This is a genomic window from Nocardia sp. SSK8 (genome assembly GCF_037034205.1).
In the GTDB taxonomy this organism is placed as follows: Bacteria; Actinomycetota; Actinomycetes; order Mycobacteriales; family Mycobacteriaceae; genus Nocardia.
This window is the reverse complement of the sequence record NZ_JBAGKD010000006.1, coordinates 19,923-38,880: the sequence shown is the minus strand read 5'-3', so window position 1 is coordinate 38,880 and position 18,958 is coordinate 19,923. Positions and strand designations below refer to the sequence as shown.

18 protein-coding genes are annotated in these 18,958 nt (G+C 68.3%); 11 read left to right on the top strand and 7 right to left on the bottom strand.

Annotated features, from left to right (window positions below):
* Positions 1 to 81: 81 nt before the first annotated feature.
* Complete coding sequence (locus WA675_RS13320; protein ID WP_336084574.1) at positions 82 to 1,401, bottom strand: cytochrome P450; 1,320 nt, start codon at positions 1,399 to 1,401, stop codon at positions 82 to 84.
* 117 nt (positions 1,402 to 1,518) lie between these two features.
* On the bottom strand, positions 1,519 to 2,742 hold the full coding sequence (locus tag WA675_RS13315; protein ID WP_336084573.1) for a serine hydrolase domain-containing protein: 1,224 nt from the start codon (positions 2,740 to 2,742) through the stop codon (positions 1,519 to 1,521).
* Positions 2,743 to 2,858: 116 nt separating this feature from the next.
* Between WA675_RS13315 and lppU the strand changes: the two genes are divergently transcribed.
* The gene (lppU, locus tag WA675_RS13310; protein ID WP_336084572.1) at positions 2,859 to 3,476 is read left to right on the top strand and encodes an LppU family putative lipoprotein; all 618 of its coding nucleotides are present in this window, start codon (positions 2,859 to 2,861) and stop codon (positions 3,474 to 3,476) included.
* A gap of 24 nt (positions 3,477 to 3,500) precedes the next feature.
* Positions 3,501 to 4,952 carry an MFS transporter gene (locus tag WA675_RS13305; protein WP_336084571.1) on the top strand — a complete coding sequence of 484 codons (1,452 nt, stop codon included), beginning with the start codon at positions 3,501 to 3,503 and terminating at the stop codon, positions 4,950 to 4,952.
* Positions 4,953 to 5,004: 52 nt separating this feature from the next.
* Here WA675_RS13305 and WA675_RS13300 read toward each other — a convergent pair whose 3' ends face one another.
* The gene (locus tag WA675_RS13300) at positions 5,005 to 5,679 is read right to left on the bottom strand and encodes a S1 family peptidase (RefSeq protein ID WP_336084570.1); all 675 of its coding nucleotides are present in this window, start codon (positions 5,677 to 5,679) and stop codon (positions 5,005 to 5,007) included.
* A 517-nt stretch (positions 5,680 to 6,196) separates the two neighbouring features.
* Between WA675_RS13300 and WA675_RS13295 the strand changes: the two genes are divergently transcribed.
* The 9 genes from WA675_RS13295 to WA675_RS13255 all read left to right on the top strand — a co-directional run bounded on the left by WA675_RS13295 (position 6,197) and on the right by WA675_RS13255 (position 15,749).
* Complete coding sequence (locus WA675_RS13295) at positions 6,197 to 7,051, top strand: MlaE family ABC transporter permease (RefSeq protein WP_336084569.1); 855 nt, start codon at positions 6,197 to 6,199, stop codon at positions 7,049 to 7,051.
* A gap of 3 nt (positions 7,052 to 7,054) precedes the next feature.
* On the top strand, positions 7,055 to 7,918 hold the full coding sequence (locus tag WA675_RS13290) for an MlaE family ABC transporter permease (RefSeq protein WP_336084568.1): 864 nt from the start codon (positions 7,055 to 7,057) through the stop codon (positions 7,916 to 7,918).
* A 6-nt stretch (positions 7,919 to 7,924) separates the two neighbouring features.
* Entirely contained in the window at positions 7,925 to 9,442 is a 1,518-nt protein-coding gene (locus WA675_RS13285) for an MlaD family protein (protein WP_336084567.1), read from the top strand.
* Complete coding sequence (locus WA675_RS13280; protein WP_336084566.1) at positions 9,439 to 10,464, top strand: MCE family protein; 1,026 nt, start codon at positions 9,439 to 9,441, stop codon at positions 10,462 to 10,464. The genes WA675_RS13285 and WA675_RS13280 overlap by 4 nt, the downstream gene beginning before the upstream one ends.
* Positions 10,461 to 11,456 (top strand): MCE family protein, encoded by a 996-nt coding sequence (locus WA675_RS13275; protein WP_336084565.1) that lies wholly within the window; start codon positions 10,461 to 10,463, stop codon positions 11,454 to 11,456. Before WA675_RS13280 ends, WA675_RS13275 begins: the two co-directional genes overlap by 4 nt.
* Positions 11,453 to 12,565, top strand: coding sequence for an MlaD family protein (locus tag WA675_RS13270; RefSeq protein ID WP_336084564.1), 1,113 nt, complete (start codon positions 11,453 to 11,455; stop codon positions 12,563 to 12,565). The genes WA675_RS13275 and WA675_RS13270 overlap by 4 nt, the downstream gene beginning before the upstream one ends.
* Positions 12,566 to 12,573: 8 nt before the next feature.
* The gene (locus WA675_RS13265) at positions 12,574 to 13,662 is read left to right on the top strand and encodes an MCE family protein (protein WP_336084563.1); all 1,089 of its coding nucleotides are present in this window, start codon (positions 12,574 to 12,576) and stop codon (positions 13,660 to 13,662) included.
* Entirely contained in the window at positions 13,659 to 14,837 is a 1,179-nt protein-coding gene (locus WA675_RS13260; protein ID WP_336084562.1) for an MlaD family protein, read from the top strand. The genes WA675_RS13265 and WA675_RS13260 overlap by 4 nt, the downstream gene beginning before the upstream one ends.
* Positions 14,838 to 14,969: 132 nt before the next feature.
* A complete protein-coding gene (locus WA675_RS13255; RefSeq protein WP_336084561.1) occupies positions 14,970 to 15,749 on the top strand; it encodes a hypothetical protein in 780 nt (259 codons plus the stop codon).
* Between the two features lie 85 nt (positions 15,750 to 15,834).
* Here the strand turns inward: WA675_RS13255 and WA675_RS13250 are convergent, their stop codons facing one another.
* The 4 genes from WA675_RS13250 to WA675_RS13235 are packed head-to-tail and all read right to left on the bottom strand — an operon-like array spanning position 15,835 to position 18,761.
* Complete coding sequence (locus WA675_RS13250) at positions 15,835 to 16,368, bottom strand: ribonuclease H family protein (RefSeq protein ID WP_336084560.1); 534 nt, start codon at positions 16,366 to 16,368, stop codon at positions 15,835 to 15,837.
* 10 nt (positions 16,369 to 16,378) lie between these two features.
* Positions 16,379 to 16,852, bottom strand: a complete 474-nt coding sequence (locus WA675_RS13245) for an SRPBCC family protein (protein ID WP_336084559.1) — start codon at positions 16,850 to 16,852, stop codon at positions 16,379 to 16,381.
* Between the two features lie 59 nt (positions 16,853 to 16,911).
* The gene (lhgO, locus tag WA675_RS13240; RefSeq protein ID WP_336084558.1) at positions 16,912 to 18,102 is read right to left on the bottom strand and encodes an L-2-hydroxyglutarate oxidase; all 1,191 of its coding nucleotides are present in this window, start codon (positions 18,100 to 18,102) and stop codon (positions 16,912 to 16,914) included.
* A complete protein-coding gene (locus WA675_RS13235; protein WP_336084557.1) occupies positions 18,099 to 18,761 on the bottom strand; it encodes a hypothetical protein in 663 nt (220 codons plus the stop codon). Before WA675_RS13235 ends, lhgO begins: the two co-directional genes overlap by 4 nt.
* Positions 18,762 to 18,958: the final 197 nt, after the last annotated feature.

Genomic DNA, 18,958 nt, shown 5'->3' with positions numbered 1-18,958 from the left:
TCACGGCGGTGAGTCGCGCGCGGTGCGGTCCAGCTGCGTGGAAGCACATCGGTGTGAGTCTCAAACCTGGCGTGAGCGAGATCACCACAGCGGTGTGAACTGGATCGCGCGATCCGGCGCGCTGGCCAGATTCCGGGGCACCGAGCGGGGGCGCGGGCCGAGGGCGAGCGCGGGGGTCAGGCGTAAGCGGACCGTGGTCAGCAGGGTCGCGAGGACGATGCGCAGCTCGTAGTCGGCCAGGGCCGCGCCGATACAGCGCCGGTGCCCGCCGCCGAAGGGTGCGAACGCGAACGGCGGGATCTCGCGGTCGAGGAAGCGGTCCGGATGGAACAGCCGCGGGGCGGGCCACTGTGCCGCCCGGGTGTGCAGCACGCCGACGGCGAGGCCGATGGTCTGCCCGGCCGCCAGGTCCACGCCGCACCAGCGCCATGGACCGGTGAGGGTGCGCAGGACGATGGGTACCGGTGGGTGCAGGCGCAGGGTTTCCAGGCAGACGGCATCGAGCAGGCCGGGGCCGGTCTGGTCGACGGGATCGGTGCCCGCCAGCTCGGCGGTGGTTCTGGCGAGCAGGCCCGGTTCGCGGTGCAGGTGGTAGAGCGCCCAGGTCAGGGTGGTGGCGGTGGTTTCGTGACCGGCGACGAGGAGGGTGCGCAGCTGGTCGCACAGGTCCGGGTCGGTGAGGGTGGTGCCGTCGGCGTAGCGGGTCGCCAGGAGCAGGTCGAGGAGGTCGCCGGTGCCGGGGCCGCTCGCGCGTCGATGGGCGATATCGGCCAGCAGCAGGTCGTCCAGCTTGGTTCTGGCCGTGGCGAACCGGTCCCACGGGCCCAAACCGCCCAGGCCACGGCGTAATACGGGTGCCACGAGCAAGGGGGTGGTGAACGCATCGAGGAATTCGGTGACCGCGCCCGCGTACTCGTCGTCGCGGTGCTCGGCGCTGCCGAAGACGGCGGTGAGGATGACGCGGCGAGTGATGTCGCGGGCCAAGGTGAGTGCGTCCACCAGCATGGATTGCCCTGGTCCACAGGATTTCTCGAGCTCACGCACGGTGGTGTCGCGAATGGTCTCGCCCAGCGCGCGGATGCGCCGCCCGTGCAGGGCGGGCGCCAGGATCGCCCGGTCGGTGCGATGCCGCTCCCCGGAGCTGAGAATCAGCGAGGCGGCCCCGACCATCGGCTCGATGGGATTCGGGCGCGGCGGCGTGACCAGGGGAATCGGTGCCCGGAACAGTTCACGCGCGCCGTCGGCCGTCCCGGTGAACAGCACCGGCGGAAAACCGGGAAAGCCGACCGGGAACGGATCCTCGGTCGCGGCCCGTCGCCGCAGATAGCTCTCGAAGTCGCGCCCCGCCGCCAGTGCGTGCAGCAGCGCCCAGCGGGGCGGGGCGACGCGGCGGGCGGGCATATCACCAGGTACGAGGTGCGGCGCCGGACGGTTCACCAGCGCGTGTCCGGCCCCGGCGGTGCCGAGAGCAGTGACGCGCGGGCGGGCCGGTAGCGATGCCCGCGCTGCCGTCGGCGCTCACTGCGCCCGCAGTTTGTGGACGGTCCCCTGGGCGATGGCCGCCAGTTTGGCCAGGCGGGCGTCGCCCAGCGCGGTGACGGCATTGCCCAGCCGGTTGGTGACGAAGGCGATCGACATGCGCAGGTCCGGGTCGGCGTAGGCGCCGGAGCCGCCGATGCCGTAGTGGCCGAAGGCATGTCGGGGTTGCTGTTTGGTCATCAGGACCGGGCGGTGGTAGCCGAGGGTGAAGCGCAGGGGCAGGCCGAGGACGTAGTCGCGGCTGTCGGTGCGCTGGGTGCGGTTGATCGTCTCGATGGTCTCGGCGCGCAGGAAGCGCACCGGGGTGGTGCCGTCGTAGACCACGCCCTCGTTGGCCAGCGCGCCGTACATCCTGGCCAGCGCCCTGGCGGAGAACACCCCGTTCCAGCCGGGCATCACCGCGTCGTGCACGCGCGGGTCGCGCACCAGTTCGTCGAAGCTCTCCGGCATGCCCGCCTCGGCCAGCCCGCGCGCCGGGCGCACCCACGACAGCACCGAGGACGCGGTGTTCCAGCGGATTCCCGGCGGCGCCAGATGCGGGAAGATCTTGGCGATCCGGTGCCGCTGCGCGCCGGGGACCTGGAACCAGAACTCCTCAGTGCCAAGCGGTTTCGCGACCTCCTGGCGCAGCACCTCGGTGAACGGCTCCCCGGTGACGCGCTGGACGATCTCGGCGACCAGCCAGCCGAAGGTGATGGCGTGATAGCCCGAGGTGCGGATGCGGCGCGGGTCGGCGGGGCTCTCGGCCAGGGCCGTCACCACCGCGTCGTAGTCGAGGATGCCCTCGCGTCCGGGCACCAGCCCGCGCACCCGGTGCAGCCCGGCGCGATGGGAGAGCACATCGCGCACGGTGATCTCGGCCTTGCCGTGCGCGGCGAACTCCGGCCAGTACCGCGCCACCGGCGCCTCGTAGTCGAGCAGGCCGCGTTCGGCGAGCCGGTGCAGCACGGTCGCGGCCACGCCCTTGCCGGTGGAGAAGGTGAGCGCGATGTTCTCGCCGTCCCAGCGGTGGTCCTTGGCCGCCCAGCCCGCCCACACATCGACGACGGGTTCGCCGTCCAGATAGATGGCCAGCGCGCCGCCACCCCGGCTGGGCTGGGGAAACATGCCGAAGAAGTGATCGGCCAGGCGCAGGAAACGGGGGTCGACGAGCATCTGCCGTGGCGCGGCGACGGCGTGGGCGCCGGGACGAACTGCCACCATCGGAATCACCTCCTGATGCGGGGTCGGCCCGGGAGGCCGGAAATCCAAGGGTAGCCCGCGACCCGGCGCTCGAGTTGGAGTCGACGCCGGTGGCTTCGGTGGTGTATTCACAATGGGTGTTTGCAGATCTGCCCATCGGCCGGCTCGTCGGCGCGGTCGCCATCACGGTGACGGCGTTCGTCGCGTCCGGGTGCGGTGGCACCATCGACGGTCACGCGCAGCCCGCGATCGATGTCGTCCCCGCGACCAGTGCCGCGCCGACGACGACCAAGTCGAGCAAACCGACCACCAGCAAACCGGCCCCGACCTCGAGCCGCGGCGGCACCACCGATTTCGACGCCGAGATCGGTGACTGCGTGGCGCTGGGCGGCACGGTCGACGACGCCACCATCGACAAGGCCTCCTGCGGCAGCCGCGCCTCGAACTACAAGGTCATCGGCAAGGCGAAGACCAGCTCCGGCTGCGTCAGCGACCGCGACAACTTCTACGCCGAGACCCTCAATGGCATCGAGACCGGCGCGCTGTGCCTGGATATCGACTGGGTGGTCGGCGGCTGCATGGATGTCGGCGGCGACGAGCCCTCGCGGATCGAATGCAGCGAGTCCGGCGTCGAGCCGGTCAAGGTGGTCACCATCCAGCAGGATTCCGACGATGTCGACGACTGCCCCGACGCGGCCGACTCCGGCTTCAAGTACGCCGAGCGCCGCATTGTGGTCTGCGTCCAGAGTTTGTAGCCCACCAGGGGTTAGCGTGGTGTGGTGCCCGCGACCCGCACGGTTCGCCTGAACTCGGCCTCCGGCCGGTGGATTCTGCTCGCCACCATCCTGGGGTCGTCGATGGCCTCGCTGGACGCCACCGTCGTCTCGGTGGCGCTGCCGCGCATCGGCGAATCCCTGCACACCGATGTGGCTGGCCTGCAGTGGACCGTCAACGGCTACACCCTCACGCTGGCCTCGTTCATCCTGCTCGGCGGTTCGCTGGGCGATCGGCTCGGGCGCAGGCGGGTCTTCGTCTGGGGCATCGTCGGATTCGCGCTCACCTCGCTGCTGTGCGCGGCCGCGGTGAATATCGAGATGCTGGTCGGGGCGCGGTTGCTGCAAGGGGTGGCGGGCGCGCTGCTCACTCCGGGCAGCCTCGCGCTGATCTCGGCCTCGATCGACGAACAGGACCAGGGCAGCGCGATCGGCCTGTGGTCCGGGTTCAGCGGGGTGGCCGGGGCGTTCGGGCCGCTGCTCGGCGGCGGGCTGATCGACCTGGTCGGCTGGCGGGCGATCTTCCTGCTGAATGTGCCGCTGGCGGTGGTCGTCGCCCTGGTCGCCACGCGCTGGGTGCCGGAGAGCCGCGATCCGGAGGCCACCGCGCGCCTGGATGTGCCAGGGGCGGTGATCGTGGCCGTCGGGCTCGGCGCGCTCACGATGGGCCTGATCAATGCCCATCTGCTGTTGTCGCTGGCCGGGGTGGTGGCGCTGGCCGCGTTCGTGGTGGTGGAGCTGCGCAGCCCGAATCCGCTGGTCCCGCCCGCGCTGTTCCGGTCGCGGGTGTTCACGGCGGCGAATCTGGTGACGCTGGTCGTCTACGCGGCGTTGGGCGGGGTGTTCTTCCTGCTGGTACTGCAATTGCAGCTGGTCTCGGGCTATTCGCCGATGGCCTCGGGCGCCGCGAGCCTGCCGGTGACGCTGCTGATGCTGGTGCTGTCGGCGCCCGCGGGCCGCTGGGCGCAACGCCACGGACCGCGCCTGCCGATGACGCTGGGTCCGCTACTGGCCGCCGCCGGGGTGTTCGCGCTGCGACGCGTCGGACCGGACGCGAACTATCTGACCGATGTGCTGCCGGGCGTATTCGTCTTCGGGCTCGGCCTTTCGGTGCTGGTCGCGCCGCTGACCGGCGCGGTGCTGGCGGCGGTGCGCGTCGGCGAGGCGGGGATCGCCTCCGGGGTGAACAACGCCGTCGCGCGCACCGCCCAGCTCCTGGCGGTGGCCGCGCTGCCCGGCCTGGCCGGAATGTCGGGCGCCTTCGACGATCCGGTCGCCTTCGCCGCCGGTTTCGACACCGCCATGAGCTGGTGCGCGGCGCTGCTGGTGGCCGGGGCGGTGATCGCGGGCATCCTGCTGCGGGTTCCGCGTCAGGCCCCCGATCCCGACCGCGTCGACTGCCTCCCCCACTGCGCCGGTGCCGATGGACCAGCTCTGGCCCCGGTCGAGAAACGCTGAACGGGCCGCACGGAATCTCCGCGCAGCCCGTTCGAAAAGGGGAAATGCCAGGTCAGATCGGGTGATAACCCGCGCCTTGGGCGCCGCGGGCGTTCATGTCGTTCATGATGGCGTTCATATGCGTGCCCACCTCGGGGCCGAAGCAGGCCACCGCGAGATAGGCGTTGACCATCCCGACCAGCGTCGAGCCGATCACCACCGGCGCGCCGGAATCGCCCTCCACCACGCACATCTGCGACCAGGTCTCCATGTTCGTCTGGAAGACGTCACCCCAGGCGACGCCGCAGGTGTTGCCGGTGGTCCGGCCTTCCTTACAGACGATGTTGGGGAACTGGGCGGGTGCGCCGACCCCGGTGATGGTCACGTTGCCGATCCGGTTGACCGGCACGATCCGGCCCGGCGTGAACTCGATGACCGCGTAGTCGAGCTCGGGGTCGCTGTAGACGAAGCGGCCGATCTGGCCGTAGCCGGGATCGACCTCGGCGGCGACCGCGGCGCCCGCGTCACCGCAGTGCCCCGCGGTGAGCCCGACGAGCCTGCCCGCGCCGTCGTGCCCGACGGTGGTGAGCGTGCACTGGAACATGTTGTCGATGACGATGCCGGACCCGCCGCCTAGCACCGGGGGGCCGGGTTGAGCGTGCGAAGCGCCCGCGCCGGTACCGATCAGCGCGGCACCCAGGGCGACGGCGAAGGCGGCGGTGGCCACCTTGGCGAGTTTGCTGAACATGTCCCTCCAGACGTCGGAAGCCCGCACGATATCAATTCGGTCTGGCTATCGTGCCTGTATTACGTCCCGGGCGTGCCCCGTCGCTGCGCCGCTCGGCACACTCTCCGCGAACAGAGTGTGGTTGCTGCCTACCAGGCGTGGGGTCCCGACACTCCGCGATAGCGAATGTCTATCGAAATTGTGATCAACCGTCCATTTCGAGTCGCGCTCGTGATTCGTTCCGATATTCCGGCGAGCCGTTCGTTATGGATGACAGTTTTCCGCAATATTCTTTTCCCGCGACCCCCGGTACTGGGAATCCATGTCCGAAACGACATCCGGCGCAATCGAACATGCATCGACAATTTCGGGCTGTATGGTCCGGGATGGCAGGGCTCATAGCAGTTCTGGACAGTGACGTCGATCTATGACTGCGCTCACATGTCGGTGGTGTGTTCTGCGCTACTCCGTAGTAAGGTGCGTCAAGCAAACAAGTCGTCGGGGTGTTGATGACCTGGCGTCGAGAGGGGTATTAGCAGTGCAGTCGACCAAGAGTCCGCCCACACGTTCACGAGTCAGTGAAGCTGTCGACTGGACCAAGGGCCTTTGGGACGACCATCCGAAGAAGTCCCTCGAGACGTTCGGTCGACAGATCACGATGGGTATCGAGGCGATCACGGAGTTGATCGTCGCGATCTTCCGCAAGCGCTTCCCCTTCGACGAGTTCGTCCGCCAGTGCGCGTTCATGGCCAACGTGGCCGCCGCGCCCACGCTGCTCGTCGCCATCCCGATCGCGGTCATCGTGTCCATCCAGGTCGGCGCCGTCGCCGGTCAGGTCGGCGCCACCTCGTTCATCGGCGCGGCCAACGGCCTCGGCATCATCCAGCAGGGCGCACCGCTGGTCACCTCGATCATGATCGCGGGCGCGGTCGGTTCGGCGGTCTGCGCCGACCTCGGCTCGCGCACCATCCGCGAGGAGATCGACGCCATGAAGGTGATGGGCGTCGACCCGCTGCGCAGGCTGGTCGCCCCCCGGCTCGGCGCGGCGATGCTGGTCAGCCTGCTGCTGTGTGGCTTCGTGGTCTTCGTCGGCTTCATCACCGGCTACATGTTCAACATCTTCGCCCAGGCGGGTACGCCCGGTTCGTACATGAGCACCTTCGCCTCCTTCGCGGTCACCCGCGACCTGGCGGTGGCGCTGCTCAAGTCGGTGATCTTCGGCATCATCGCCGCGATCATCGCCTGCGACTCGGGTCTCAACGCCCGCGGCGGCCCCGGCGGTGTCGCCAACGCGGTGAACTCGGCGGTCGTGAGCTCGATGGTCATGCTGCTCGGCGTCAACGTCGCGATCACCCAGATCTACGCCGCTGTCTTTCCCCCACAGGTGGTCTGAGCCATGTCATCAACGTACGTACCTCCGCTGCTGCGGCCGATACGCCAGCTCAAGGCGGTCGGCAGGGCGCCGATCGACCTGCTCGCGCGCCTCGGTCACCAGGTCTTCTTCTTCCTGCGTTCGGTCGGCTCGATCCCGCTGGCGTTCAAGCAGTACCCCAAGGAGATCTGGCGCCTGCTCTCCGATGTCACCTGGGGCAACGGCAATATCGTCGTCGGTGGTGGCACCATCGGCGTCATCCTGATCATCAGCGCCTTCGGCGGCATGACGGTGGCCATCCAGGGCTACACCTCGCTGAACCTGCTCGGGTTGAGCCCGATCACCGGCGCCATCTCGGCCTTCGCCACCACCCGTGAACTCGGCCCGCTGCTGGCGGCACTGGCGTTCGCGGCCCAGGCGGGGTGTCGATTCACCGCCCAGCTCGGCGCGATGCGCATCTCCGAGGAGATCGACGCGCTCGACTCCATCGCCATCCGCCCGCTGCCCTACCTGGTCAGCACCCGGATGATGGCCGCGGTGATGGCCATCGTGCCGCTGTACTGCATCGGCTTGGCCACGGCCTACCTGGCCTGCTCGGTCACCGTCGGCTTGATCGGCGGCACCGCCTCTGGCACGTACTCGCACTACTTCTACCAATTCCTGGTACCGACCGACGTGCTGTACTCGCTGCTCAAGGCGATCATCTTCGTCATGATCACGACCTTCATCCAGTGCTACTACGGCTTCTTCGCCTCCGGTGGTCCCGAAGGCGTCGGCGTGGCGGCCGGTCGCGCGATCAAGATGTGCATCATCCTGGTGGTGTTCGCCGACCTGTTCATGACATTGGCGATCTGGGGCGTCGACCCCGGAATCAGAATCTCGGGGTAGCGCGCGATGATCATCGATCCCAGTGGGCGCGGTCCCACCATGAAACAGCTCTACATCGCGGGTGCCTGCGGTGTGGTGGTGTTCGCCGTGATCCTCGGCTTCCTGATGGCCCGCTACCAGGGCTATTTCGTGCCGAAGGTCAACGTCGTCGCCAACCTGTCGACCACCGGTGACGGCCTGCCGTCCAAGGCCGACGTGAAGTTCCGCGGCGTGCTCGTCGGCGCCGTGAAGGACGTCGAGATCGCCAACAAGGGCGCCGAGCAGAAGGTGAACATCGAGCTCAAGCCCGAGTTCGCCGGTGACATCCCGAACAACGTCACCGCCCGCGTCGTGCCGAGCAACCTGTTCGCGGTCACCTCGGTGGAGCTGGTCTTCAACGGCCCATCCAGCCAGTACCTGAAGGAGGGCGCGCAGATCCCCGAGGACCGCAGCGAGGGCACCATCGCGCTGCAGGACACCCTCACCACGGTGCGCGACATCCTCGACCAGGTCGACCCGGTGCAGCTGGGCCGCGTGCTCGGCACGCTCACCCAGGCCCTCGACGGCAGCGGCCGCGTCCCCGGTTCCACCATCCAGCGTCTGGACCACTGGCTGACCACCGTCGCCGAAGCGGGCCCGAACCTGGGCGGCATGCTCGACAACTTCTCCGCCTCGGCGCACGCGCTCAACCAGTCGGCGCCGGAGCTGATGGACGTGCTGGGCAGCTCGGTGCAGACCGCCACCACCATCGCGACCAAGCGCGATCAGCTGATCGCCCTGCTGGCCGGTGCGAGCGCCACCACCGACCAGGTCAACGACCTGTTCGCCAGCAACCCGGATGTCGGTAAGGAGGTGACCGTGGGGATGAACGCGACCCTCGGTGCCCTCGCTTCGGACCCGGCCTCGATCACCAAGACCTTCCAGGTCTTCGGTCCCTCGCTGGCCGCGCTGAACTCCACCATGCACGGTGGTCCGGCCAACCAGATGGTGTGGAACGCGGGTCTGACGTTCACCCCGTACAAGCCCAACACCGTCGCGGACTGCCCGCGCTACGGCGACCTGCTCGGCCCGAGCTGCTTCACCGCACCGGCCGAGGTCTCGCTGCCGCCGATGCCGGAGAACCTGCGCCCGCGCGCGCTGGACTCCGCGGCCGGTCTGCCGCCGCTGCAGATGATCCCGGGCCTGCCCGAGATTCCCGGCCTGACCACTCCGGTCGCGCCGTTGCAGGCGGCCCAGGGCACCGAGATCAAGCCGTTCGCCGGTACGCCGCTCGAGGGTCTGGTGCCCTCGATCCAGATTCCGGGCCTGCCCGGTGTGCTCGGTGGCGCGCCCGCGCCAGCGGCCGCGCCGGAACCGGCCCCCGCGGAACCGGCCGCCGCGCCGGAACCGGCGACGGTGCCCGCGGGCACCCCGATCTCCTACACCGGCGACGCGGCGATGTCGAAGCTGCTGGGACGTGAACCGAACGTCTCGGAGTATCTGCTGCTCGGTCCGATCATGAAGGGCGGAACCCTGCACGTGTCCGAAAACGGGGGTGGCGCATGAGTATCCGCAAGCCACTGATCGGGTTCAGTATCTTCGCGCTCGTCTCGCTACTGGTGACGGTCGTCGTGTGGAACACGCTGGCCCGCACGGTCGACGGTGACACCCGCAAGTACACCGCGATCTTCACCGACGTACTCGGCCTGCGGCCCGGCGACGATGTCCGCATGGCGGGCGTGCGCGTGGGCAAGGTCGAGAAGATCGAGCTCGACGGCAAGAACGACGCCAAGGTGTCGTTCATCGTGCAGAGCGACCAGCCGGTCTTCGACGACACCAAGGCCCTGGTCCGGTACCAGAACCTGATCGGCCAGCGCTATGTGGCGCTGGCCCCGGGCGAGGCGCCCAGCCCCAAGGAGCTGAGCAGCGGGGCCACCATCCCGCTGGACCGCACCGAGCCGTCCTTCGATATCTCGGCGCTGCTCAACGGTTTCCAGCCGCTGTTCCAGGCGCTGGAGCCCGCCGAGGTCAACGCGATGTCGGAGACGCTGATCCAGGCGCTGCAGGGCGACGGGGTCTCGCTGTCGGCGTTCATCGTGCAGGCCGCGCAGCTGGCCACCGATTTCCAGCGTCGCGACGCGATCCTGTCCGACGTGATCACCAACCTGTCCGGCGTGATGGCCGGGTTGGCCAAGCGAGGGGATGAATTGGAGACCCTGGTTACCCAGACCCGGGCATTGATCGGCGGTCTCTACGACCAGGGCCAGTCGCTGCAGGCGTCCACCGTGACGCTCGCCGATGCGACCACCTCCCTGGTCGGCATGATGAGCAAGATCCAGCCCAAGCTGGCGATGGCGCAGAACTCGACCACCGCCGCGCTGAACCTGCTGCTGGCCAACGGCGCCAAGCTCGACCAGGCCGCCATCGACATGCCGTCGATGCTGGCCGACCTCGGCCGGATGACCTCCGAGGGCGCCTACGCCAACGCCTACCTGTGCGGTCTGGACGTCTCGCTCTACGGCGTGCTCTTCCCGCGCGGTCTGTTCAGCCAGATCGGTGGCACCAGCCATTCGGAGGTGTGCCGATGAGCAAGATCAAGGCCACGTTCCTTGGCAACCGCAACTTCTGGCTCGGTGTCATCGGCTCGCTGGTGATCGTGCTGCTGCTGGTCGGCTCGACGGTCTACCAGTTCATCGGGCTCGGCAAGCAGTCCATCGACGCGCAGTTCGTGCAGGCCGCGGGCATCAAGGTCGGTGACAAGGTCGCCGTGTCCGGTGTCCAGGTCGGTACCGTCTCCGGCGCCAAGATCGAAGGCGACCACGTGGTGGTCACCCTCGATGTGGACAGCTCGCTGAAGTTCGGTCCCGACGCGCACGCCGCGATCAAGATGGCGACCCTGCTCGGCGCGCGCTACGTCGACCTGCAGCCCGGCGACGGCTCGGGCCTGAAGGACGACGTCATCCCGCGCACCAACACCGACGTGCCGTACAACATCGCCGATGTGGTGCAGGTCGGTACGCCGAAGTTCGAGGAGCTCGACACCAAGCTGCTGGCGCAGTCGCTCAACACCATCAACTCCCAGCTCGGCGACTCGCCGGAGCTGGTCGCGCAGGCGCTCGACAGCGTCGGCGCGGTGGCCAAGGTGATCGACCAGCGCAAGTCCGATGTCGACGGGCTGCTCAAGGACCTCAACCGGGTCACCCAGCTGCTGGCCGACAACCGCAACTCGATCCTGCTGGTGATCACCCAGGGCGAGGCCATCGCCAACCGGGTGATGGAGCGGCAGAGCCTGCTGCGTCAGCTGCTCGACAACATCGCCACGCTGACCCGTCAGCTCGAGGAGATCGGTGCCGAGAACGGCAACCAGATCGGTGACACCATCGGCCAGCTCAACACCATGGCCGAGGGCTTGCAGAAGAACAAGGACAACCTCGACCGGCTGCTGCAGATCGGCCAGCCCACCGCGCGCTACTTCAACAACGCGCTGGGTAACGGCAACTACGGCGAGGTCTCGCTGCCGTGGCTGTTCCCCGACAACTGGCTGTGCTTCGTTCAGGTGATCCAGGGGTGCGCAGGATGAAACTGACCAACAAGCTCCGTGGCGCGCGCACTGTCGCGCGGACCATGATGATCGGCGCCACCGCGCTGGTTCTTGGCAGCTGCTCGCTGCTGCCCAGCCAGTTCGACGACGCGCTCGGCCGCTCGACCAAGATCACGGCCGATTTCGAGAACATCGCTGGCATGTACGAGGGCAACGAGATCATGGTCCTCGGCCTGGCGGTGGGCACGGTCGACAAGATCGTGCCCAAGGGCACCTACGTCGAGGTCCACATGACCGTCGACGCCGGGACGAAGATCCCCAAGGACGCGATCGCGGCGATCATCTCGCCCTCGATCGTGACCGACCGGCACATCGAGATCACCCCGCCCTACACCGGCGGCGAGACCCTGAAGTCCGGCGACCACCTGCCCAAGGCGCGCACCAGGACCCCGGTCGAGCTGGACACGATGATCAAGACCATCGACCAGTTCTCCGCGGCCCTCAAGCCCGAAGAGGGTCAGGAGGGCCTCGGCCCACTCTCGGGCCGGGTGCTCTACCCCGTGCTCAACGGCAACGGCCAGAAGATCCGCGAGACCCTCGACGCGCTGTCCGGCGCGCTCAAGGTGGGTATCGACAACAAGGACGCCATCTCCAACATCATCATCAAGCTCAACGAGCTCACGACGATGCTGGCCGACAACGACCAGTCCGTGCGCGATTTCAGCGACCGGATGACCGCGATGTCGGGGCTGCTGGCCGAGCAGGCCCCCGGCCTGCAGGCCACCCTGGACCAGCTCAACCAGTTCCTGGCCAACACCTCGGTGACCTTCTCCGACCACGCCGACGAGCTGTCGGCGTCGCTGACCGGGCTGACCAATGTCAGCAACCAGCTGCGCGCCAACTCCGGCGCGATGATCGAGATCGTCGACGTCGTCCCGCTGCTGATGCAGAACATCGACGGCGCGATGGACAAGGAACGCCGCTTCGTCCGGCTGCACGCCCTGATCGGCACGGCCCTGTCCGGCGAGATCGTGAGCGTGTTCTGTGAACGGGTCCAGATGAAGGCCGACGGCTGCCGCACCGGGAACGTGCAGGACTTCGGCCCCGACTACGGGCTCACCGCCGCACTGCTTGGACTGACGAAATGACCCTACGTATGACGACGAAAGCCCGCCGCGCGACGCTGTCGGCGGCCGCGCTGGCCATGGTGGCGATCACCACCGGTTGTGGTTTCACCGTGGAGGATCTGCCGCTGCCCACCCCGGGTGCCGAGGGCGAGACCTACACCCTGCACGCGGAATTCGACAACGCGCTGAACCTGCCCGACCAGGCCAAGGTGAAGATCGGCGGCTCCGATGTCGGTGTGGTCTCCGGGATCAGGACCAAGAACTTCACCGCGCTGATCGACATGGAGATCAGCAAGGACATCACGCTGCCCGAGGGCAGCACCGCCGAACTGCGTCAGGCCACTCCGCTCGGTGACGTGTTCATCGCGCTGAGCGAGCCGAAGACGCCGAGCAACGGCGGCACGCTGGCCGACGGCGACACCCTGACCCAGGACTTCACCTCGGCCGGTGCCACCGTCGAAGAGCTGCTGATCTCGGTGTCGATGCTGTTCAACGGCGGCGGCGTGGCCAGCCTGAGCCGGTTGGGTACCGAGCTGGGCTCGATCCTCAACGGGCACGGCGGCGAGCTCGCGCACCTGATCACCGAGATGACCGGCGTGGTCGGCGAACTCAACGCCAACAGCGCCCGGGTCGACACGGTGCTCACCGAGTTCAACACCCTGGCCAACACCATCGAGGTCAACAAGGGCCAGCTCGGCCAGGTGGCCGACACCCTGCCCCAGGCCATCGGCGCCATCGCCGAGAACAACCGGGCCATCGGCGATCTGCTCACCAAGCTGTCCACCGCCAGCGCGGCGCTGGGCGACTACTCCAACACCACCGGTGACCAGCTGGCCGCCCTGCTGACCAATCTCGACAACCTGATGAACGCACTGGCCGCCTCGGGCGACAGCTTCGGCTACGTCCTCGACCAGCTGCACGCGATCCGCCCCGGCGCGAACGCGACCTTCCAGGGCAAGTCGCTCGCGCCGTACGCGACGCTGACCAACCTCGACATCGGGTTGCTGACCGATCCGGCCAACAGCAAGTTCCCCGATCTGAAAGACGTGAACGACTTCGTCGGCAGCTTCATCCAGGTGCTGCAGATCGTTCAGGGCCGAGTGGGAGGCCACAATTGAGCCGGCTGAAGAGTCTCAAGTTCAGCAAGATCCTGCTGGCCAACGGTGCGCTGGTGGTCGTGCTGCTGGTCGGTGTGACCTACCTGCTGGTCAACGTGATGCGGGTGAACCCGCTGCGGTCCGAGTACGAGGTGACCGTCAACCTGGACCGCTCCGGCGGTCTGCAGCCGGGCAACGACGTGACCCTGCGCGGACACCGCATCGGCAAGGTCACCTCGATCGAGCTGATCAACGAGGGCCAGTCGATCGCGGCCAGGGCCCAGATCGACAAGAGCTACAAGATCCCGGTCGACACCACCATCCAGGTGGCGGCCCTCTCGGCGGCCGGTGAGCAGTACATCGACTTCCGGCCCAAGAGCGATGTCGGCCCGTTCCTGGCCGACGGCGCGGTGATCCTGTTCAACCCGGACCAGATCAAGACCCCGGTGCCGGTGTGGGCGGTGCTCGACGACACCAGCGCGCTGATCTCGCAGGTCAACCCGGAGCAGTTCAAGACCATCCTCAACGAGCTCGACATCGCGCTCGGTGCCGGTCCCGACCAGCTGCGCGGCCTGATCAACGGCGTCAGCCTGGCGGTCGCCGGGCTGGACAACCTGCTGCCCCAGACCGTCAACCTGATCGGCAACCTGCGGGTGATCGCCGAGACCACCTCGCACGCTCAGCCCGATCTCCAGACGCTGACGCAGAACTCCGGTGCGCTGCTGACCCAGTTCAACAACGCCAACGCCGAACTCCAGGGCATCCTGGACAACGCGCCGGGCCAGTTCGAGGCGCTGGGCGCGGTGCTGGACAAGACCGCCGATCCGATCAGCGCGCTGGCCGCCAACTTCGTGGCCATCACCAAGGCGGCGCAGCTGCGTCAGCCCGCGCTGCGGTTGCTGTTCCCGTCGCTGGCGCTGGGTCTGGAGTCCATCGCGGTGCCCGCGCACGATGGCGAGTTCCACACGATCATCGACATCTGGCCGCGGCCGACGTGTAACTACGACACCGAGTACCGTCGCAACGAAGAGGTCCAGGACGGGTCCATCCCCAAGTGGAACTACTGCACCAACCCGCCCGCCGACCAGCAGATCCGTGGTTCGGCCAACGCGCCGCGCCCGAACGTGCCCAATAACGGCGCGCAGATGCCGCCGGGTGTCGATCCCGACGAGCGGACTCCGCGCCCGGTCAACTGATGAGTTGCTGCCCGGTTCGGACGCCTCGCGTCCGGACCGGGCATACTCGCGGGAGAGCGTGTGGCTCGCCTCACGGACCATACGAAGGAAATCGGTGCGATCTATGTGCCGGGAAAGAGCAGGATTGATTCGATGACCAGCGACGACGCCGAGAGCAAGAAGGACGCTGCCGCGGCGGACAAGCCCGATCTGGCCAAGGCCGCCCCCACCGTCAAGGGAGCCGCGCCCACGCCCGAGGTCGACCAGGCCACTGTCAAGGCAGAGACCGTATCCGAGGCGAAGGCTGCGGCCCCCGCCCCGGCCCCGGCCCCGGGGACATCGAGCTCGACCGGCTGGATCGCGGCGGGCATCGCGGGGGTGGTCGCGGTCGGCGCGATCACCGCCGGGGTGGTGTTCTTCCTGCAGAACAGCAACAAGGCCGACAAGCTGGACGCCATCGCCGATTCGACGAAGGCGGCCTGCGACTACGGCAACATCCTGGCCAACTACGACTACTCGCAGAACCTCGACGCCTACATCGAGTCGATGAAGGCGGGCGCCACCGGCGACTACCTGAAGGAATTCAGCGACGCCAGCGAGGCGCTCAAGGGCGCGATGGTGCAGGCCCAGGTGAAGTCGCGCGGTGAGGACGTGCAGTGCGCCTACATCTCGGGCAGCACCGACGATGTCAAGGCCATGGTCACCATGACCCAGTACCGCACCAACTTCACCCAGCCCGAAGCCGACCGGATGATGTTCGCCATCGAGATGACCCTCGAGCGTTCCGGTGACGGCAAGTGGCTGGTCAGCAAGCTGGACTCGCCGCTGCTGAAGAACAGCCCCGCGCCCGCCGGTGGCGGCGCCACCGCGCCCGGTGCCCCGGGTTCCCAGGTGCCCGAGACGCCCGCTCCGGCGCCCGCGCCCGGCAACTGAGCTTCCACCGAAACGCCGCCGACGGCAGACTGCGATCGTCTGCCGCCGGCGGCGTCTTCGTGCGGGTGCACTCCGGTCGCACTCGTCAGAACAGGGTGAGTGTCCCTGGTGTCGCCGGTGCGACCGGCTTCCCTGTGGTGGCCCGCGGTTCGGTGGTCTTGGTGGTGGGGGCCGGATGCTCGCGCCCGGTCGCCGACGCCTCGCGCGCCGCGATGCCCGCCAGTTTGTCGGCCTGCTCGTTGAAGTAGTTGCCCACGTGCCCGCGGACCCAGCGGAAACGCACCGGGCCTTCGCGGGACGTGATGGCCCGGTCGATCTGCTTGATGATCTCGACGTTCTTCACCGCGCCGCCGGTGGAGGTGCGCCAGCCGTTGCGCCGCCAGCTGGTGATCCACTCGGAGGCGCATTTGATGGCGTAGAGCGAGTCGCTCTCGATGAGCATGGGCTCGCCGCCGGGGTGGGCGAGGATGGCTTCGAGTACCGCGCGTAGCTCGGCGATCTGGTTGGTCCCGGTGATCGCGCCCCCGCTGGCCGCGGGGCCCTGATGATTCACCCAGGCCCAGCCGATGGCCCCGCCGGGATTTCGCAGGCAGGACCCGTCGGTGCTCACGATGATCATGACCGCCACCCTAGGCGATCCGGCCGACAAGATCGGTACCGTGGAATGCCTCTATCTCCCTTCGCAACCGCGATTCCGTGCGGCGCAGTGCCGATTTCGCGGCCGCGTCTACCAGGCCGTGGCACAGGCGGCCGAACACACCGCGTGGTGGTGGATAGTCGACTTCGGAGGTCAGCACCGACCGTTCGTAGCCGAGTGGGTCGAACCGCAGTGTCACGGTTCCGTATACCCGCCCACGCAGGGTATACCCGATCACCGCGTTACGCCGGTATTCGGTGATCTCGCAGGTCGTGCGCAGCGGGATCACCCCGAGCAGGCGGACTCTCATGGTGAACGCGGCGCCGAGGCCGCTCGCGGGCGCGCCGTCGGCGGTGATGGTGCTGACGCCGTACATCCACCGCGGGGCGTGCGAGAAATCCTCGGCATAGGCGAACGCGGCGTCGACGGGGGCGCCGACGTCGCTCGCATACCTGATGTGGCCCATCGGCCCTCCCTGATGACGGATGGCGCCAAAAGTACTACAAAAATCCTCTTTATTTACTGTTATGCCGCGAACAGCTGCTCGACCAGGTACTTCGCGATCGGCATCGCCGAGGTCGCGGCGGGCGATGGCGCGTTGAGCACATGGATCGAACGCGGGGTGCGCTCGATCAGGAAGTCGTGCACCAGGGTGCCGTCGCGCAGTACCGCCTGCGCCCGGATGCCCGCGCGGTGCGGCAGCAGATCGGCGCGGGTGAGTTCCGGGCAGTACTTGCGGCATTCGGCCAGATAGCCGCGCTTGAACAGGGAATTGCGCAGCTCGCGGGCACCGGTGCGCACGTGCTCGCGCGCCACCCGGTGGAAACCGGGGAAACCGAACACCTCGAGCGCGTCACGCCGGTTCACGCTGCCCTTCGGATAGCCCTCCCTGGCCAGCCCCAGCACCGCGTTCGGGCCGACGGTGAGTTCGCCGTCGATGGTCGGGCTCAGATGCACGCCCAGGAACGGCAGGGCGGGGTCGGGGACCGGGTAGATGAGCGTGGAGACCAGTTCGGCGCGGTCGGCGGGCAGGCGGTAGTACTCGCCGCGAAACGGCACGATCCGGAAATCGGTGCGGATGCCCGCCGCCCGCGCCAGCCGATCCGCCTGCAAGCCACCGCACACCACCAGCGTGCGCGCGGTGATCGAGCCCGCCGGGCCGGAAACGGTGACGGCCGCGTCAGTTTCGCTGATCGCCTCCACCGGCGTACCGAGCCGGATCTCGCCGCCCATCGCCTCGACCTGCGCCGCCAGCGCCGCGGTGACGCGGGTGTAGTCGATGATCCCGGTATCGGGCACGAACAGCGCGCTCACCCCGCGCACGTGCGGTTCCCGGCGTTTCAGCTCCGCGGCGTCCACCGCGTCCACCCGCACGTCGTTGTCGATCGAGCGGCGGTAGAGCGCGCGCAGCCGCTCGTCCTCCACCGGATCGGTGGCCACCAGTAGTTTTCCGCATTCGCGGAAGGGAATGTCGTTGGCGGCGGCGAACTCCTTGGTCCAGCGCGCGCCCGCCCGGCACAGCCGTGCCTTCAAACTGCCCGGCGGATAGTAGATCCCGGAGTGGATGACACCGCTGTTGTGCCCGGTCTGATGGGCGCCGAGGCGCGGTTCCTTGTCCACCAGCACCAGGCTCGCGCCGGGGCGGGTGCGCAGCAGCCGGTGCGCGGTCGCCACGCCGACGATGCCGCCGCCGAGCACACAGAAGTCGTAGGTCACACGCCGACGGTAGTCGCGTCGTCCGCGGGGGCCTCGTCGTCGGGCGCCGGGCCCTGCGCCGGAATCACCTGCGGCGCGTGCGGGTCGGTGCCCGGCTGCTGGACGCGCTGTACGCGCAGCGTGTGGGTGCCGAGCGCGGGATCGGTGAACACGAACACCACTTCGCCACGCCGGGTGTCGAATTCGGTGCGCAGGGCGGTGGTGCCGGTCGGATCGGTCGCGATCCCCAGGTATTTCGAGGCCGTCGCGCCGAGATTGGTGTCGACGGTGAGCGCGACGGTATTCGACTGCACCGGTGCGACCTGGGCGCCGACATAGGTGCCGCCGACCCGCACCCGCCCGGCCAGCGAGGCGCTGTCGGGCTTGGCCGCGAGTCCGGACTGGTGCACGGCGGGAAAGGTCCGGGCGAGGCCGGTGTAGGTGGTCAGCTCGACGGGCTCAGCGGAGCGGCGCGGGGCGCGGTCCTCGGCGAGGACCGGGCGGGGATGTCCGGGATGCGGGCTCGCGACCGGGCTCGCCTGATCGGCGGCGGGCGGCGTGAGCGCGGGCATGTGGTTGACGATGTAGGCGCCCGCGGCGACGGTGAGGCAGAGGCTGGCCGTTCCCGCGGCGACGGTGGCGCCCAGCCGGACGAGCTGAGCAGGGCGATGTGCGGCCACGATGCGTTCCTTCCTGTGCCTGTGGGGCTACCGAGGTGACGGGCCCGCATCGTTGAAAGCCACGCGTTGTTTTCCACGTTACGGGTTCACCGTCGTTGTTACCCGCTCCGTGTCCTGAGATCAGAGCCACATCTGAAACGGCGACACATCAATACAGGTCATCGGGTGATTCGGGGGCGTGCCGGGTTTCTCACACC

Coding starts and splice junctions, on each gene's coding strand:
- WA675_RS13320 (WP_336084574.1), bottom strand. CDS start 1,401: ATGCCCGCCCGCCGCGTCGCCCCGCCCCGCTGGGCGCTGCTGCACGCA.
- WA675_RS13315 (WP_336084573.1), bottom strand. CDS start 2,742: ATGGTGGCAGTTCGTCCCGGCGCCCACGCCGTCGCCGCGCCACGGCAG.
- WA675_RS13300 (WP_336084570.1), bottom strand. CDS start 5,679: ATGTTCAGCAAACTCGCCAAGGTGGCCACCGCCGCCTTCGCCGTCGCC.
- WA675_RS13290 (WP_336084568.1), top strand. CDS start 7,055: ATGTCATCAACGTACGTACCTCCGCTGCTGCGGCCGATACGCCAGCTC.
- WA675_RS13285 (WP_336084567.1), top strand. CDS start 7,925: ATGATCATCGATCCCAGTGGGCGCGGTCCCACCATGAAACAGCTCTAC.
- WA675_RS13280 (WP_336084566.1), top strand. CDS start 9,439: ATGAGTATCCGCAAGCCACTGATCGGGTTCAGTATCTTCGCGCTCGTC.
- WA675_RS13275 (WP_336084565.1), top strand. CDS start 10,461: ATGAGCAAGATCAAGGCCACGTTCCTTGGCAACCGCAACTTCTGGCTC.
- WA675_RS13270 (WP_336084564.1), top strand. CDS start 11,453: ATGAAACTGACCAACAAGCTCCGTGGCGCGCGCACTGTCGCGCGGACC.
- WA675_RS13265 (WP_336084563.1), top strand. CDS start 12,574: ATGACGACGAAAGCCCGCCGCGCGACGCTGTCGGCGGCCGCGCTGGCC.
- WA675_RS13255 (WP_336084561.1), top strand. CDS start 14,970: ATGACCAGCGACGACGCCGAGAGCAAGAAGGACGCTGCCGCGGCGGAC.
- WA675_RS13250 (WP_336084560.1), bottom strand. CDS start 16,368: ATGATCATCGTGAGCACCGACGGGTCCTGCCTGCGAAATCCCGGCGGG.
- WA675_RS13245 (WP_336084559.1), bottom strand. CDS start 16,852: ATGGGCCACATCAGGTATGCGAGCGACGTCGGCGCCCCCGTCGACGCC.